14 protein-coding genes are annotated in these 16,986 nt (G+C 35.5%); 11 read left to right on the top strand and 3 right to left on the bottom strand.

Annotated elements, in window-relative coordinates; genetic code table 11:
- The first annotated feature begins 85 nt into the window (after positions 1-85).
- The 10 genes from HNS40_RS13855 to HNS40_RS13810 all read left to right on the top strand — a co-directional run bounded on the left by HNS40_RS13855 (position 86) and on the right by HNS40_RS13810 (position 10,615).
- Positions 86-1,099, top strand: a complete 1,014-nt coding sequence (locus HNS40_RS13855) for a beta-ketoacyl-ACP synthase III (protein ID WP_172281815.1) — start codon at positions 86-88, stop codon at positions 1,097-1,099.
- A gap of 355 nt (positions 1,100-1,454) precedes the next feature.
- On the top strand, positions 1,455-2,927 hold the full coding sequence (locus HNS40_RS13850) for a TolC family protein (RefSeq protein ID WP_172281813.1): 1,473 nt from the start codon (positions 1,455-1,457) through the stop codon (positions 2,925-2,927).
- Between the two features lie 52 nt (positions 2,928-2,979).
- Complete coding sequence (locus HNS40_RS13845) at positions 2,980-3,957, top strand: HlyD family secretion protein (protein ID WP_216663707.1); 978 nt, start codon at positions 2,980-2,982, stop codon at positions 3,955-3,957.
- 6 nt (positions 3,958-3,963) lie between these two features.
- A complete protein-coding gene (locus HNS40_RS13840) occupies positions 3,964-5,139 on the top strand; it encodes an ABC transporter permease (RefSeq protein WP_172281811.1) in 1,176 nt (391 codons plus the stop codon).
- Entirely contained in the window at positions 5,136-6,296 is a 1,161-nt protein-coding gene (locus tag HNS40_RS13835; protein WP_172281809.1) for an ABC transporter permease, read from the top strand. The genes HNS40_RS13840 and HNS40_RS13835 overlap by 4 nt, the downstream gene beginning before the upstream one ends.
- Before the next feature lie 130 nt (positions 6,297-6,426).
- Positions 6,427-6,867 carry a single-stranded DNA-binding protein gene (locus HNS40_RS13830; protein ID WP_172281807.1) on the top strand — a complete coding sequence of 147 codons (441 nt, stop codon included), beginning with the start codon at positions 6,427-6,429 and terminating at the stop codon, positions 6,865-6,867.
- A gap of 343 nt (positions 6,868-7,210) precedes the next feature.
- Positions 7,211-7,663 (top strand): cold-shock protein, encoded by a 453-nt coding sequence (locus HNS40_RS13825; protein ID WP_172281805.1) that lies wholly within the window; start codon positions 7,211-7,213, stop codon positions 7,661-7,663.
- Positions 7,664-7,786: 123 nt separating this feature from the next.
- Positions 7,787-8,749 (top strand): 23S rRNA (adenine(1618)-N(6))-methyltransferase RlmF, encoded by a 963-nt coding sequence (gene rlmF, locus HNS40_RS13820; RefSeq protein WP_172281803.1) that lies wholly within the window; start codon positions 7,787-7,789, stop codon positions 8,747-8,749.
- Between the two features lie 209 nt (positions 8,750-8,958).
- Positions 8,959-9,351 carry a BlaI/MecI/CopY family transcriptional regulator gene (locus tag HNS40_RS13815; RefSeq protein WP_172281800.1) on the top strand — a complete coding sequence of 131 codons (393 nt, stop codon included), beginning with the start codon at positions 8,959-8,961 and terminating at the stop codon, positions 9,349-9,351.
- Positions 9,352-9,484: 133 nt separating this feature from the next.
- A complete protein-coding gene (locus tag HNS40_RS13810) occupies positions 9,485-10,615 on the top strand; it encodes a TonB family protein (protein WP_172281798.1) in 1,131 nt (376 codons plus the stop codon).
- 204 nt (positions 10,616-10,819) lie between these two features.
- On the opposite strand, the gene HNS40_RS13805 is transcribed toward HNS40_RS13810, so the two are convergent.
- The 3 genes from HNS40_RS13805 to HNS40_RS13795 form a co-directional block, all read right to left on the bottom strand.
- Positions 10,820-11,665: a HAMP domain-containing sensor histidine kinase gene (locus HNS40_RS13805; protein WP_172281796.1), complete on the bottom strand. Its 846-nt coding sequence runs from the start codon at positions 11,663-11,665 to the stop codon at positions 10,820-10,822.
- A gap of 84 nt (positions 11,666-11,749) precedes the next feature.
- Positions 11,750-12,640 (bottom strand): DMT family transporter, encoded by an 891-nt coding sequence (locus tag HNS40_RS13800; protein WP_172281793.1) that lies wholly within the window; start codon positions 12,638-12,640, stop codon positions 11,750-11,752.
- Positions 12,630-15,113 carry a mechanosensitive ion channel family protein gene (locus tag HNS40_RS13795; RefSeq protein WP_172281791.1) on the bottom strand — a complete coding sequence of 828 codons (2,484 nt, stop codon included), beginning with the start codon at positions 15,111-15,113 and terminating at the stop codon, positions 12,630-12,632. Before HNS40_RS13795 ends, HNS40_RS13800 begins: the two co-directional genes overlap by 11 nt.
- Positions 15,114-15,431: 318 nt before the next feature.
- Here HNS40_RS13795 and HNS40_RS13790 point away from each other — a divergent pair, with 318 nt between their 5' ends.
- Positions 15,432-16,871 (top strand): carboxypeptidase-like regulatory domain-containing protein, encoded by a 1,440-nt coding sequence (locus HNS40_RS13790; protein ID WP_172281789.1) that lies wholly within the window; start codon positions 15,432-15,434, stop codon positions 16,869-16,871.
- Positions 16,872-16,986: the final 115 nt, after the last annotated feature.

Raw genomic sequence — 16,986 nt, 5'->3', positions numbered from 1 at the left:
ATCAAAATATTCGAAAAAACTAATAAATAATTTTGTCAGTTAAAATAAAAATAGCAATTTGGCGCCCTGAAAAAAACCAGGCAATATGTCAAAGATAAATGCTGCAATTACCGGAATATCAACGTATGTTCCAGAATACATTTTAACCAATGACGAGTTATCTACCATTGTTGACACCAATAATGAGTGGATTATGTCCCGAACAGGGATTAAGAAGAGACATATTTTAAAAGGTGAAGGAAAAGGAACTTCAGATTTAGGAGCACCTGCTGTACTTCAACTTTTAGAAAAAACAAACACTAAAGCAGAAGATATTGATCTTCTTATCTGCACTACTGTGACCCCCGATATGCAATTCCCTTCTACCGCAAATATTATTTGTGATAAAGTTGGACTAAAGAATGCTTTTAGTTTTGATTTAAATGCGGCTTGTAGTGGTTTCATTTTTGGTCTACAAACTGCTCGTAGCTACATTTTGAGTGGTTTATATAAAAAAGTAGTAGTAGTTGGTGCTGATAAAATGTCCTCGATAGTAGATTATACCGATCGCACAACCTGTGTTTTATTTGGTGATGGTGCTGGAGCAGTACTGATTGAACCAACCACTGAGGATTTTGGAATTATAGATGCCGATCTCCATTCTGATGGTGCCGGAAGAATTCACTTACATCAAAAAGCAGGAGGCTCTGTTAAGCCTGCTAGTCACGAAACCGTTGATGCTCGTGAACATTTTATCTACCAAGAAGGTCAGGCGGTGTTTAAGTCTGCTGTTTCTAACATGGCCGATGTTTCTGTTAATATCATGGAGAAACATAATATTAAACCTGAAGATTTAGCTTGGCTGGTTCCTCATCAAGCCAATTTAAGAATAATTGATGCTACTGCTCGTCGTATGGGTATCAGTCCAAAACAAGTAATGGTGAATATTCAAGACTATGGTAACACTACTGATGCTACTATCCCTCTTTGTTTACACCAATGGGAAAGCCAACTGAAAAAAGGTGACAATATCATCCTTTCAGCATTCGGTGGTGGTTTTACTTGGGGAGCTATTTACATGAAGTGGGCCTATGATGGTGCTGCTGTTGCTGATAAATAAAGAAACTTTTTTTGTTTTCATGGTAAGTCGCTCTTTTGGGCGGCTTTTTTTATGCCTGAAAAATCCTAAACTTAAAAATCAAAAGAATCAACTCAATTAATCCGCTTGATTTTGTACTCTTTTTTATATTAATCATTCAAGCCAGACCCAAAAATGATTTTTTTCTCCTATAATACTATTATTAAACCAGAAAAGTCTTATATTTACAATAATAAATATTTTTTTACACCACCATACAACACTCATTACATGTGTTTTATATGACTATAAAATTATTTTTTTGTTCTATTTCACATTTTTAGTACAAATAGTTTATAAAAATACTATTTTTGCGCCCACAAATAAAGTATACTATATGTTTCAATACGGAAAAACAAAACCAAATATACCTTGGCCACATCTAATTATCTTGATGGTAATAATGAGCTTTCCCACCTCAGTAAAATCTCAAAACATTAGCCTTACGGATGCCATAGCTTATGGCATACAACATAACGAAGAGATTTTGCGTCAGAAGGAAGTCGTATTTCAAAAACAATATGAACACGCTGCCATGAAGGGAAATTTCCTTCCAAAGATTACCGCAGCTGGAGGCTATACCTACCTTAGCGAAAACATGCAAATCAATATGGAACAAGTGAAAGGCTCCTTAGATGATGTATTATCAAAATATGGAGTGGCTGTAGCAAACGAAATAATTCCTATTGAAACCTCTCCAGAATTTCAACAAGGATTATATAATTCTATCAATAGCAGTTTAAGCAAATTACCTGCCTACAATATTGAGATTGACAATCAACATATGCCTACTGCCAATATTGTAGCCACACAGCCTATTTTTATGGGCGGAAAAATTATTGCTGGAACCAAATTTGCCAAGGCAGAATCTAATGAAGCCAGTTATGAGCTAATTAAGGTGAGTAATGAAGTCACACAAACCATTATCAAAAGATATTTAGCTGTTGTTTTATTACAAGATGTTGTGGAAACACGTGCAAATGTTCTAGAAGGAATGAAAGAACATCGTAACGAAGCTGAAAAAGCCATTGAAATTGGTGTGGTTCCGCCTCATGTTTTATTAAGAGCTGATGTGGCCGTTGCCGATGCCAAAAGAAAAATGAAGGACGATGAGAACAATCTTCAATTGGCATTATTAGCCCTCAAATCGGAAATGGGTATGAAGGAAGATACAGTATTAGTCATCAGTGACAAAATGAAGTATCACATGAATGCTATCGCCTTGGATTCCTCCTTACAAGACGCTTATGAGGCCCAACCCATCTTTGGTATCTTAGAACAAAAGAGAATCATGGTTCGCCAGAACTATAATGTAAAACGCTCCGAAATACTACCAAAGGTTGTTGCTTGGGGAGAATATGGTTTCTTTAGAGAAGAGCTCCCTATTATTCAACCACCAGTGATGCTAGGTATTCAAGTAAAGATGAACCTGTTTAACGGCTTAAAGAATATTAATGAAATGAAAGCCGCCAAACATTTAGAGATGGAGGTAGATTATGCTGAGGATTATGCCAGAAACCAAATCAAACTTTGGGTGAATAAATCTTATATCAACATATTAAATAGTCAAAGCAAATACCAAGAAATGCAAGCGGTAATCGCCATGGCAGAGGAAAATTTAAGAGTCAACGAAAAGCGATTCACTGAAGGCCTAACAGCTAGCCTTGATGTTTTAGATGCTCGTTTGCTACTTGAAGGCGAATTGGTAGAGGAACTCGTTAGCTTGTACGACTATTATAACGCATTGGCAGATTTTTACACTGCCACTGCACAACCAGAGAAAATATTAGAAATCTTTAATCAGAATTAAATTTTATTCGCTCCTCTGAGTCAATAAATCTTAAAATAAAATACCTTTAGAAATGAAGATAAGAACAAATTATTTAGCCTTAAGCATTCCAGTAATTATTGCTGCTGTTGCCATTTTCTTCCTATTTAAATATAGCAAACAGCAAGAAGCTGACTTCCTCCTAGGAATAGCAGAAACCAAAGTGATTCATGTGGCATCTGAAATCCCAGGACGTATAGATAGTATTTTAGTAAAAAATGGCGATTTAGTAAAAAAAGGTCAGGTATTGGCAATTTACGAATCCTCTATTTTAAACGCCAAACTAGGACAAGCTCAAGGTGTATTAGATGCTGCTGATGGATTGGTAGACAAAGCCAAAACGGGTGCTAGAATTCAAGAAAAAGAAGCCGCCAAAAGCCAGTACGATATGGCCAAAAGCCAATTCGACTTTGCGCAAAAAACTTATAAAAGATTTCAATTATTATATGCGGATAGCATTATCTCTAGCCAAGAAATGGATGAGATGGAATTCAAATATCAGGCCGCGAGAGACCAAATGAAAATGGCAAAATCGGTTTTTGATATGGCAGAAGAAGGAGCCAGAAAAGAAGATATAGCAATGGCCATGGGCAAATACCAACAGGCCAATTCGGTTTATGCAGAAGCCCAAGCTTATCATAAGGAATTAAAAATAATAGCTCCCCTCGATGGTGAAATCAGTAATCAAATTGCTGAGGAGGGTGAGGTAGTTGCAGCTGGTTATCCTGTTTTCAGCATCATGATTCCAGAAAAAACATATGTCATTCTTCAATTAAAAGAAGACCTAATGCCCGAATTTAAAAAAGGAACGAAGATGAGCGGATATATCCCTGGTGTAGATGCCACTGCTGAGTTCCAGGTTTCGTATATGGCACCAATGGCTGCGTTTGCCAATTGGGTTCCTTCCCGCGAAAAAGGGGAATTCGAAATGAAGACTTTTGAAGTGCATCTACATCCAACAAAACCTATTGACGGTTTCAGACCTGGTATGACTGTAAAATTTGACAGATAGATTCATATGCGAGGATTCCTATCGATCATTTGGAGAGAGCTCCAATATTTATATACCAGTAGAAGTGGATTCTTACTTCTAATTGCGGTTCCTATCGTGGTATATTTCCTTTTGAATAGCCTTTATGGCAAAGGAAATATCAATGATTTGCCTATTGCTGTATACGATCAAGATCATTCTGAACTCAGCAGAACCTTAACAAGATTCTTAGAAGCTTCACCTTATTTGTCAGTCGCTCAACAGCTCACTTCTGAGGAGGACATGCAAGAGGCCTTTCAATCGGGGAAAGTACAAGGTATTGTATATATTCCTCACGACCTGGAAAGAGAAGTTCTGAGATCGAGAAGTCAGAAAGTTGTTGTCTATACCAACTCTAGTAATATCGTTTTCGGAAACTTAATCTATAAAGCCAGTTCGGAAATAGTATTAACAACCTCCGCTGGAATCCTTATTCAAAAGATGCAGGCACAAGGACTCACCGAAAAACAAAGCATGGAACTCTTTCAGCCCATGCGATTAAGTTTTAAACCTCTTTATAACCCCAGCTATAATTACTTGTTCTACCTAGGCCCTGGCTTAATGACCGTATTGATGCAGATGTTTATCATGTTTGTGGCCGTGAGAGCTTTTAATAGAGAGTTTAATACGGGCGGAATTACAGAAATGATTAACATAACCAAAGGCTCTGTATTTAAAATGCTATTGGGGAAATATATGGCTCAATTGATTGCCTTCTCCATCTTTGCTTTGATGATTTTTGGTATCTTTTTCCCCTTGTTCAATATCCCATTGAATGGTGAGATTTGGTCTATGATACTACTGTTATTTGTGTTTATTAGCGCCTCCATTTTCCTTGGTTTTGCGGTTTCTACCATCTTCCTCGACGAAATGTTGTCCATGGATGTGGTATTATTTTACAATTCTCCTGCTTTTGTTTTTAGTGGCTTTACTTTCCCTTTACTTGGAATGCCTTGGTATAGTAAATTCTATGCAGGAATCATTCCATACACACACTTCCTATATGGTTTCTTCAAAATAGAACTCATGCAGACTCCTCTAAAATATGCTGTAAATGAAATTATAGTGCTCATCATATTTGCCATAATTGGATTACTGGTGAGCTTCCCTGTTTTAAGCATACAATTGAAGAATTATACAAAAAGACAGGAGGCGAACATATGAAAGGGATACTAAGAGTAGCCAATTACGAAATTAAACAATTATTTAGCGATCATAGTTTGATTCTAACCTTTCTTTTGGCACCAATATTATATGCTTTTTTCTTAGGAAGTATATATATCAACAAAGATATTGAGGAGGTTCCTATTGCCGTTTTCGACTTAGATAATTCATCAAGTAGCAGAGAATTAATTAGAGCTTTGGACGCCACTCAACAAATACAAATAAGTGAGTATTTGACAAGTTTCGAACAAGGAGTCGACGAGATTAATAAGTTAAATGTTCAAGGCTTCATATATTTCCCTGCCGATTTTGAGGCACAACTGCTCAGTATGAAAGGCACTGACTTAGCTGTCTACCTAAATACCACACAGTTTTTGCCCAGCAATAATCCCAATAAGGATTTGCAGAAAGTATTGATTACAGCAGGAGCAGGTATCAGATTAAAATACTATATGGCACATGGAGTAAATCCTGAAAACGCCATGGAAATAGTGATGCCATTGGAACCCGATGTGAGAGGAATAGCCAATCCATTAAATACCTATGGTGGGTTCTTATTGCCCGGATTATTTATCCTTATCCTTCATCAAACCCTCCTCTTTGGAATTGGTGAAAGTTTTACAAAAGACAGGCAGAAAAAAGCTTTGCCAGAAATATTAAGTTTGGTTAATGGTCGAATTTACAAATATTTCATTGGGAAACTGGGTTTTTATATGCTTTTATATTTTGCCTATTTCCTTCTTTTCCTAACAACCATATTCCCTATTTTCGAACTTAATGTTCATGGCTCTTGGGACAGCATGCTTATCATAGCTTTTGCCATGTCGCTTGCAGTATTGATGTTTGGGGTCTTTATCAGTAGTTTCTTCAGAACCCAAGTGGGCTATTTAGAAGTAATCGCCTTTTCTTCCTATCCTATCTTCCTCTTAAGTGGATTTAGCTGGCCATTTCAGGCTATGCCAGTCTGGGTGCAATATTTGGCACAATTCTCCCCCATGACACCTTTCGTACAAGCTTTCACTAGGGTTTTGGAATTGGGAGCCGATTGGGAACATGTGGCATTAAATGTGATTCATTTAATTCTTCTGTTTATTCTTTATGGTTTTGCAGCACTCTTTCGTTGGTCTCGTATCGCCAATAACCAATTGAGAGCATAGACAATACATCTAATCATCTAATTAGCATTTGCCTAATAATTTTTCAACAATCTCTAATTTGCTGATGTGGCATTTCTATTTTTAGTAATTTGGCTGGTTCAATAACGATTAATAATTAAACATCTATAAAATGGCTGGTATAAATAAGGTAATATTGGTAGGAAACTTGGGAAAAGACCCAGAAGTAATGACTTACGAGAATGGAGTAAAAAGAGCTGCATTTAGCTTAGCCACTACAGAAAGTTATAAAGACAAAAGCGATAATTGGGTAGAGCAGACCGAATGGCATAATATTGTTTTATGGCGTTGGTTGGCCGAGAAAAATTTGGTAAAAGGAGATAAAATATACCTTGAAGGCAAAATAAAAACTCGCTCTTGGGACGATGAAAATGGTAATAAAAGATATACCACAGAAATTCAAGGCGAAAAGGTTTTAAAAATCTCATCTGCTGGGGGCGGAGGATACCAACAACAGGATGCGGCATCTCCACAAGCATCGGAGCCAGCACTACCAACTCAAAATGCAGCAACTACCCCAAGTTCTGAAGAGGAGGATGATTTACCATTCTAAATTCCAAAATGAGTTAATAATAATATAGACCCCACGGAGCTTAGATTATTGAACCTGCCGAAATGGTCGGAATACTATAGTAAAAAAGCACATCCCTTTAGGTTTCTGCTTTTTTATACTCGAAAAATTAAAGGCTTTTTTAAACTGAAATTAGAATGATTCACAATAAAGATGATAATCCCTTACAGTCTAGTTCAATACTAAAAGCGCAGAAGATGAAATAATTGATTTACAACTTATTATAAACACATTAAAAAAAAGACTACCTTTGCAAACGAAAATTTCCTAATTCCTTAAGAGGAAAAAGGATCATTTAAAAATTTAAAACAATTAAGAAGCAAGAATGGCTAAATCACAAGAAACCTATAATAAAAAAGAAAAGGAAAAACTCCGCGCTAAGAAAAAGAAGGCTAAACAGCAAAAGAAAGAAGAAAGAAAAAATAACGCTGAGGCCGGAGGAGGCTTTGAAAGCATGTTAGCTTACGTGGATGAGAATGGCCAAATTGTTGACACTCCACCAGATCCAACCAAGAAAACAAAAATTGCCCTCGAAAGCATCGAAATAGGTGTTCCAAAGAGAGACAGAGATGAAGTTATTGGAAAAAGAAGAGGAAAGGTAGAATTCTTTAACGATACTAAAGGATTTGGTTTTATTAAGGAACAAGATACTCAAGAGAAATTCTTCGTTCATATTAATAGCGTAACAGGTAAGATTAAAGAAAACGATATCGTTTTATTCGACGTGGAACGTGGAATGAAAGGAATGAATGCCGTTCGTGTAGAAATAGCAAAATAAATTGGCTCCATAATTAGAGCTTATTTTACAATATATAGTCCAAACTTTGAATTTCATGGTTTGGACTTTTTTTATCAAGCTTTGTATTATTAAGTTTGTACTCCAAATAAATAGAAGGAAAACATGCCAGCAAAAAGAAAACATCCCCAGGTTAAATCTCAACTTCACACTCGAAATAAACATAAAGAACGTTATGACTTCGAGATATTGGTGGAAAGTTGTCCGGAACTAAAACCCTATGTAAGGGCTAATGATTTTGGAGATTTGTCTATTGATTTTGCAAATCCATTGGCTGTTAAAATGCTAAATACTGCTTTGCTAAAGCATTTCTATAAGGTAGATTTCTGGGATATTCCTGAAGAGTATTTATGCCCTCCCATTCCTGGTCGTGCTGACTATCTTTTGTATGCTGCCGACTTATTAGCAGAAAAGAATTATGGAAAGATACCCAAAGGCACAAAAATAAAATGCCTGGATATTGGAACTGGTGCCAACCTCATTTATCCGGTGATTGGTCATCAGGAATATGGTTGGAGTTTTGTAGGTTCTGAGATTGATGCTAAATCCATTAAATCGGCAGAGAAAATCATCGAGAACAACCCTCCTCTAAAAGGAAATATAGAAGTGAGGCTACAAAAGTATAATCAGAATATTTTCAGAGGAGTCATTAAAAAAGACGAACGCTACGATATGGTCGTTTGCAATCCTCCATTTCATTCCTCAGCCATAGAAGCACAAGAGGCAAGCCAGAGAAAGGTGAGTAACTTGAGTAAAGGCAAAAAGATAGAAGCTCCGCTCAACTTCGGAGGCCAAAGTCATGAGCTCTGGTGCAAAGGTGGTGAAGAGTTTTTCCTAAAAAACATGGTGATAGAAAGTAGAGATTTCGCCCAATCTTGCTTTTGGTTTACTAGCCTTATCTCCAGAGAGAGTAGAGTAAAAAATGCCATTGCAACACTTAAAAAATTCCGTCCGAAACAAATTAAGGTCATTCCCATGGGTCAAGGAAATAAAGTAAGTCGTTTTGTGGCTTGGACTTTCCTTACTGATGAGGAGCAAAAAGAATGGGCTAAAGAACGTTGGAAATAAGCATCTAGCTTCTTTAAACAAAACTTCTAACAAGAGGTGTTATCGCTCGGAGCGATAACAGCTCTTTGTCGCAAAAAGCATATTAACTAAACAATTAGTTGTGAAACTAAATAATTAGTTATATATTTGTCGCACCAGAAATAGGAAGATCTATTCTGGTATTATTTTTGTATTTATCAACTAAGAAATTAGTTCACAAATAATAGCATATGGAAAGCAAAAGATTAACAAAGGCAGAAGAGGAAATCATGCAAATACTTTGGGATTTGGAGGAAGCTTTTGTCAATGAAATTATAGAGAAATTCCCTGAACCTAAACCGGCTTATAATACCGTTTCTACCATTGTTCGCATTTTGGTGAAAAAGAAATTTGTGGCCCACAAAGCCTTTGGAAAATCGCATCAATACTATCCTCTTATGAGTAAGAAAGAATATGCCGATAAGTATTTCAGCAATTTTGTGCAGAATTATTTTAGCAACTCCTACCAGTCTTTGGTTTCCTTTTTAACCCGGCAAGAGAAGCTCGATCTTAAAGATATGGAAGCCATTAGAGCCATGATGGACGCAGAAATAAACAAACAAAAAGGAGGTGATGATGAATAGCTTTCTACTTTATGCACTAGAATCCGGTCTGAGCTTGTTCTTGCTTTTCGGATTTTATTTCCTCGTGCTTCGCAAATACTCGAACTTCTTGTTCAACCGAATTTTCTTATTGGTCTCCTTAGCCAGCTCTTTTATGATTCCTCTATTAGATTTTGGCTTTATGAATGAGGTCATCCTTTACCAAGTTCAGTTAGAACCCATAGTGATTGGTAGCCCAACTTTAAACAGCACAAGCACAAATACCTTTTCCATTCTCCCCATTCTACTTTTGGCCTATGCCATCATATCAGGAGTCTTCCTAGTCAAGTTTATATGGGAGATTCTTTCAGTCTTTAATGTAAAAAGACAATCCTCACCCCTATTTTCTGAGCTTGTAGGAGAAAAAATATTCCTCAATAACAAGCATAATTTCAGTTTCTTCAATTGGATATTCATCAGAGAAGAGGACCAACATAATTCCTCAATTATCGCCCACGAGAAATCTCACACTCAGATGCTGCATAGCTTTGACATCTTTATGATCAAAGCCTTTCAAATTGCTTTTTGGTTTAATCCCATCCTATTCTTAATGGAAAGAGAGCTGCGTTTACAACATGAATATGCAGTGGATGAAAAAGTATTAAGCCAATCAAAAAACATCTCCAATTATCAGCAATTATTGCTCAATCAAGTATTCCAAGTGGAATTTAATTTACTCAGCAATCATTTCAATCAAACATTTCTAAAAAATAGATTTATCATGATGACAAAAAAAGAAAACAAAAAGTGGAGCCGTTTATTTTTAATGGCATTTTTAAGTATGGCATTCATTTCTCCAGCCTTTGTGAGTTGCACCATGGACTCAGCCAAGGAAGAAATTAATGAACCACAAGAAGTAACTCAAGAACCTATAAAACCAGAAGTTCCAGAAGAAGTAAAAACCGAAGAAGCAGAAACAGACACTAAAGAAGAAACTTTCTTAGTTGTGGAAACCATGCCCATGTTTCCTGGTGGAGAGAAGGCCATGTATACTTATATCGGGCAAAATGTAACATACCCTGAGAAAGCCAAAAAAGAAGGTATTGAAGGCCGAGTATTTGTAACCTTTGTGGTGGAAAAAGATGGAAGCATTACAGAAGTAGAATTAATGAGAGGAGTTTCTGATGAATTAGATCAAGAAGCCTTAAGAGTCATTAAGTCAATGCCCAAATGGAAGCCTGGAGAACAAAGAGGAAAAACGGTAAGGGTTCAGTATAGAATGCCTATTAAATTTACTCTTAATTAATGTCTGTCTATAAAATCCACTAATTTCGTTAGGCTTGCACTGAAAACAAGCATTTACAAAAGTAAACTTATGGTTATTCAGCTCATCGCAAGTCTCATTATCAAACTTTCTAGAGCAGACTCTTGAGTCTATTGACAGGCTTTAATTAGATTACAAAGAAAACCATGAATTAAAAAAGCCTGCGATTGCAGGCTTTTTTAATATCTAAGTATTCATATTACAAACCTTTACTGGGATTTTCACCACAAATTGGCTTCCCTTGCCTTCCAAAGTATTGAATTCTATTTCTCCATTTAATAAGTCCACCATAGCCTTAGTAAGGGTCAACTTCAAACCAGTTCCATCGAAGCTAGCTTGTTCTCCGCTAAGCTCGATATGCTTTTTAATACTTCTACTGATGGTTTCTGGCAACTCTGTAAAATCACTAGAAATCTTTAAAACCAATTGGCTTCCTTCAGAAACTTCAGCTTCTAAGGTGATGTTTTTATTGTCAATAAACTTAATCAAATTAGAAAGCAGATTATCGAGTATTCTACGCAATTGATATGGATCCGTATAAACACACGCATCTTGCGCTAGGTTAGCACTAGTCTTTTTCCTCAATACAATATTCTTACTTTGTGCCAATTCTTGAAAATTGGAAATAAAAGACAATAAGAAAACATTAATTTCAAACTTCTCCATCCTCACATTCACCTGTAAGTTTTCAATTTTTGTTAAATCCGTTAAATCATTTAAAAGTTCTACCAGCTGTTCCGTATTTTTTTCAATTAATGAAATAAACTCATCTTTCTCTTCTAAGGTAAAATAGCTATCTTTCAACAAACCTGTAAAGCCTAATATTGAATTCATAGGGGTTCTAATTTCGAAGCTCATCTTTTCCATCAAGCCCAATTCGTTAGCTGCTTTAATATCTGTTCGTTCCGATAACAAAGCTAAATCACCAACTAAACCCTCCATTTTAGATTGAAATTCTTTATCCGATAGTTGAGTTCTCTGCTTTAATAATTCCGCAGCAGAATGACTTAGTTTATTGACTGAAGTATTCATTATTTTTATTTTTCAGTGATTATTTTACAAACCTTATACCATATTCATATCTAATATACAAAAAATATTGGAGCGATTAAAAACTTAGCCTGCCTTTTTTGATAATCGACTGGCCAAAATCGCTGATAGTAGAATTAAAAAGCCACCAAATAATAATTTACCATTCAAACTTTCACCTAATAATAAAACAGCAAATAAAATGCCCCAAACTGGCTCCATATTGGAGATTAAGGAAGCGGTTCTAGCTTCTACTTTCTTCAATCCATTAATATATAACAGGTGAGCTAAAGCAGTAAACACCAATCCTAATAAAAGCAATTGCGACCACGCCATTATATTTATATCTTCAGGAAAAAGAAATAATAAAGGAAACAGACAAACCATGGCAAATAAATCTTGAAAGAAGGTCAACTCAATGGAAGAATTCTCTTTTCCAAAAGTCTTATATAATAATAGATAGCGATTTAAAATGGTGATAAAAGAAAAACTCAATCCGCTCATGATGCCCCAAAAAACGCCTTTTGTATATTCAGATTCCCAATTCCATTCTGGTAAAATCAAATAAATACCAATAGAACTGAGGAGGGCTAAGATAAACCAAGAATACTTCCAAGGTTTTTTGAAAATGAGAGGTTCAAGTAAAGAAGTAAAAATAGGAAAACTCGAGAAGCTAATGAGTCCAATGGTAACAGTACTCATTTGAATAGATGCAAAGAAACTCCACCAATGAAAGGCCAATAAAGCACCCAAAGGGAAATAATAAATATAAGACTTAAATGGAATTCGAAATGGATTTTCGCGTTTCACCAGAAACCACATTCCAAATGCCAATGAAGCAAAAAGCACCCTCCCCCACACTATAGTTATGGCATTTAAACCGATCCATTTCCCAAACAAACCTGCAAATCCAAAAAGGAATACAGAAATATGTACCTGATAAATAGAGGTAATTTTAGAAGCTTTTTTAGCCTTCATCCCGTTTCATCTTTGGCTCTCCAGAACCATCCTCCGTTTCTAGAAGTTTTTTATCCTGCTCCTGCTCCTCCTTCACATGTAAATCGAGCTGTGGGAAAGGTATCTCAACATTGTTTTTAGCAAAAGCATCGGCTATTAAAACCGAAATATCACTTCTGGCCTGTAAGCCATTATCAAACAAAGTCCAAAATAGCAAACGGAAATTCAAAGAACTATCACCAAACTCATTGAATAATACACGTGGTTCTGGCTGATTTACCACCATATCACTTTCTCTAGCCACCTTATTCAAAATTTCAATCACTTTATTAGGGTCGGTACCATAAGCAACTCCAACAATGATCTCTATCCTTTTATAATCATCCGATAAAGTCCAATTGATCAATTGGTCTGAAACCAGATTAGAATTTGGCACCACCACTTCAGACCCATCATAGGTTCTAATATTACTACTTCTAATACCTATGCTTTTAATCTCTCCAATTAATGGTCCTATTTCAATGATATCACCAACCTGCACAGGACGCTCATAAATCAGAATCAATCCTGAGATAAAGTTATTCACCACATTTTGCAAACCAAAACCAATACCCACACTTAGTGCTCCCATGATAATACTAAGTTTGGTCATATCGAAACCCGCCGCTGTAAGAGCAATCATAACACCACTAAATCCAATAATAATTTTTAGTGTCATCCCAATAGCAGCAGGAATACCTCTTAAGGATTGCGATTTCTTGAAGTTTTTATTGTCAAAAATAATTCCAACAAGCGAATACAAACCATAGGTGATAGCTATGCTAATTATAAATTGGAATATGCTCAGATAAGTAAACACAAACCCTCCTAAATGCCTCTCCATCTCAAAAAAATCTTCCATAAACTCATCAAAAGGAGCTTCAAGTTCAAGAATAGCCAAGATAACATAGAGAAGTAAATACATAAACAAAACACCAAGAAATTGCGTCAAACGCTTTTTAAAAAGCGGAACATAATGGAGTACTTTAAGATTTTCATGATTACGAATCAGGTGGCTTATAATCTCTATCAAACTTAAAACCATATGCCATAATCCTACGATGATAATAATAGCGGCAGTAATTTGTATGCCAATTTTCAGGAATAAGACTGATAGGTTTAAGAAACCAAAAATATTTCCAATAAAACTGGCCAAAAATAAAAAGAACACCGGATACCGAAGGATGGAAATTGCTTTTCTAAAACGAAGGTTTGGTAAGGTTTGTGTTGTAAATTTAGTGGTTAAATAGCCTGCAGTGAAAACAACAGCTAAAGTGGTCTCCAATAAAATATATAGTCTAGAATAATGACCAAAATACCAGAATAAAACTTCTATATTATTCAAAAGCATTAGGATAATGAAACGTACTAAAATGGATTTCCCTTGTTTCTTTGTATAGGAGAAAGAAGCCGAATATATGTTTATCAATAATAACATTCCCATGATCCCAGTTAAGGCTAAAGGAATATTTCGAAAAGTAATAAAGAAGAACAAAATGAATAAACTTGAAGCGCTGGCATAGGGCTTTGCAATCAAAATATAGTTAATATCGGATTTTAAAGACTTATGATCCGAGCCGAAAATCTTAATATATCGGAATCTTAAAAAGATAATGAGAGCCAAAATGAAGAGACAAGCAAAAACATAACTGCTGAGGTACTGTAAATAAACTTCTGCATTATTATTAAAAGACTTGGTATTCTCGTACCATGCTTTTTTCACCCTTGCAAAGGCGGTACCTTCAAATGAGTCTTTAAGACCAATATTCCAAATAGCTACTTCTGACATTTGAAATAATTTGGTTCTATAACTCTCCTGAAGCTCCTCCAAATCCAAAATAACAGACTCAACCACCACCAGCTGATCAGTGATGTCATTTTCTAGGTTAATCAGTCTGATACTATATTGATAATTGGCTTTTTGAAGTGTTTTAATCTCCGACAAGACCTTTTGTATCCTTTCTTTAATAGACAATGGAACATTCTGATCACCAATATTTTTTGCAGTACTTTGCCACTTTTGCTTTTTCTCATTTAAAGAGAGTGTCTGTTTTTCTAGTTGGCTTAGGGTTTCATAAATATAAGTTTGCCAACCCTTTAACTGACTCTCATACCCCGCCCATATTCTATTGGTATTGATCAAAAAGAACTTGGATAAATTCTTATGATTATAATCTTCAAACTCCTCCTCTTCAATATTAATCCTTTTGGTTAGCTTTCTGAAATTACTATCTACCAATGCAGATTGCGATTTATTGGAGAGGTTTTTCTTGGTGGTTTTTAGATATTTATTGAGTTTTTCAATCTCAAAATCAATATCCGGAAAACCATAATAATTCTCGGTGGAATCACTAATAATGGTTAGTTGAGCCTGAGCAATACTTATACTACTCATGAAAATAATAAGTAGCAAACAAAGCGTCTTTAAATAGGAAGTGTTTATTTTTCGTGACATAAAAGAGTTCTTATATTATTCAAAAATAAACATTTTTAGCTAATTTACTCAGAAATAGACAAGTATTAATAATTATCACAATAGGCTGCTCAGCTATAACACTTCGTTCTGCAAAATAGACATCGAATATACACTAAGTAAATAAATACATCAATATATTTAATTGCCTCCTAAAATAAGAGGAAATAATGGGTATTATTTTTTATACAAACTCAGAACAATATTTAAAAACACAAAATTCTCACCACTTTTCATATACATTTGAATAAAAATACATTCTCACTGTAACTAATCACAATTCAAAACAGTCTAAGAAACATGAAAAAACGCAGCTTAATATTCTCAATTTTTGTTTTTGTTACCCTCATCTCTTTTGGGCAAAATGAAGAAAACCATATTATTCGTGGCTCCATCATTGATAAAAACACCAATGAAGTACTACCCTATGCCAATATCGTTATACTTCAAAAATACAAAGGAACGGTAAGTAATGAAAAAGGAAGTTTCTCATTTGACCTATCTCCTTTCTCAGCTCAAGACACGCTCAGTTTTCAGTTTATTGGATACAAGTCGCATAAGGTACTCGTGAACCAAACCACTCCTGAAATGACTGTTTATCTCGAAGAAGATATGATCAATTTGAGTGAAGCTTTTGTGTATGGGAATCCTCCGAACCCAAAAGATATCATCAAAAAGGTAGTTGAAAACAAAGACAAAAACTATAAATACATCAGTTCAAATAATCAGGTTTTTATTCGTTCCAGAGATATTACTGATATAGAAAACCTCAGTACGAATGTTAAGAAGCTATCCATTGATCAACTTGATGAGGATTTAATACAAAATACGGTAAAAAAAGTTCCTAGACATATTACTTCTTACACTGACTTTTTGGGAAACCTTTACTTTTTCGAAGGCAAAAGTGACAGCTTAAAAGTAGATCCAAAACGTACGGTCTCTTTAAAAGAAGAAGATATTGCTGAGTTTGAACAAATAGGTAAAATATTTGAAAACCTATTTAAAGATACAGGAGAAGAAGAATATTGGAAAATAAAAAGTGGGATCTTTGGCCAAAAGCTAGATATCCAAGAAGAAGAAAATGATAGCATTACCGAAACTCCAATTTCCAATGACAGTAGCAGCACCAGATATATGAGATCGAGCATTAGGTATTGGTTAGAATACTCAAGCATTGAAAATACTGATGAATGGGAATTCCTCTATAGCCCAGGGAAATATAAATACACTTTAACTGGAGGAACCAGAGTAAATGGAGAAGATGTTTTTATTATAGATTTCACTCCAAAAAGTGGAGGGGAATATATAGGCAGGGTTTATGTTTCTACTGAGTCCTACGCGCTCATTAAAGCCGATTACGAATATGCTGCTGGAAAAACGGGCAGAGATATTCATTTGTTAGGAATTGGCTATACAGAGGACTATTTTAAAGCGAGCATTTATTTTGAAAAAATTGAGGATTCCTATCAGCTAAAATATTTCTCAAAGAAAGCCGGAAAACATTTCTCCATCAACAGAAGCCTTCAATTGATTAAAAAGAGAAAACGTTGGCTGTTGAACAAAACACTAAAAGAAATGAAGCTAAGGCTGAAAATGGCAGCTAATCAAGAAGAATCAGTAGAAGTCCTCTTCTTGAATCATGAAAAAATCAGTAATGAAAGTTTTGCCCAATTCAATCAGCCCAAAAAGATGAAAATTCAATATATCGAACAATTCCACGATGATTTATGGATAGGCTGACTCATGTTGTGCCACCTATACCGATGTAACTGTGCCACTCAAACCGGAGCAAGTTGTGCCACTCATACCGGAGCAAGTTGTGCCACTCGTACCGGAGCAAGTTGTGCCACTCATA

Origin of the sequence: Lentimicrobium sp. S6, assembly GCF_013166635.1 — a bacterium.
In the GTDB taxonomy this organism is placed as follows: domain Bacteria; phylum Bacteroidota; class Bacteroidia; order Bacteroidales; family UBA12170; genus UBA12170.
Note: the sequence above shows the minus strand (reverse complement) of the source record. Positions and strands in the feature narration are given on the sequence as shown.

Coding starts and splice junctions, on each gene's coding strand:
- HNS40_RS13835 (WP_172281809.1), top strand. CDS start 5,136: ATGAAAGGGATACTAAGAGTAGCCAATTACGAAATTAAACAATTATTT.
- HNS40_RS13815 (WP_172281800.1), top strand. CDS start 8,959: ATGGAAAGCAAAAGATTAACAAAGGCAGAAGAGGAAATCATGCAAATA.
- HNS40_RS13800 (WP_172281793.1), bottom strand. CDS start 12,640: ATGAAGGCTAAAAAAGCTTCTAAAATTACCTCTATTTATCAGGTACAT.
- HNS40_RS13855 (WP_172281815.1), top strand. CDS start 86: ATGTCAAAGATAAATGCTGCAATTACCGGAATATCAACGTATGTTCCA.
- HNS40_RS13850 (WP_172281813.1), top strand. CDS start 1,455: ATGTTTCAATACGGAAAAACAAAACCAAATATACCTTGGCCACATCTA.
- HNS40_RS13840 (WP_172281811.1), top strand. CDS start 3,964: ATGCGAGGATTCCTATCGATCATTTGGAGAGAGCTCCAATATTTATAT.
- HNS40_RS13795 (WP_172281791.1), bottom strand. CDS start 15,113: ATGTCACGAAAAATAAACACTTCCTATTTAAAGACGCTTTGTTTGCTA.
- HNS40_RS13830 (WP_172281807.1), top strand. CDS start 6,427: ATGGCTGGTATAAATAAGGTAATATTGGTAGGAAACTTGGGAAAAGAC.
- HNS40_RS13845 (WP_216663707.1), top strand. CDS start 2,980: ATGAAGATAAGAACAAATTATTTAGCCTTAAGCATTCCAGTAATTATT.
- rlmF (WP_172281803.1), top strand. CDS start 7,787: ATGCCAGCAAAAAGAAAACATCCCCAGGTTAAATCTCAACTTCACACT.
- HNS40_RS13810 (WP_172281798.1), top strand. CDS start 9,485: ATGATTCCTCTATTAGATTTTGGCTTTATGAATGAGGTCATCCTTTAC.
- HNS40_RS13805 (WP_172281796.1), bottom strand. CDS start 11,665: ATGAATACTTCAGTCAATAAACTAAGTCATTCTGCTGCGGAATTATTA.
- HNS40_RS13790 (WP_172281789.1), top strand. CDS start 15,432: ATGAAAAAACGCAGCTTAATATTCTCAATTTTTGTTTTTGTTACCCTC.
- HNS40_RS13825 (WP_172281805.1), top strand. CDS start 7,211: ATGGCTAAATCACAAGAAACCTATAATAAAAAAGAAAAGGAAAAACTC.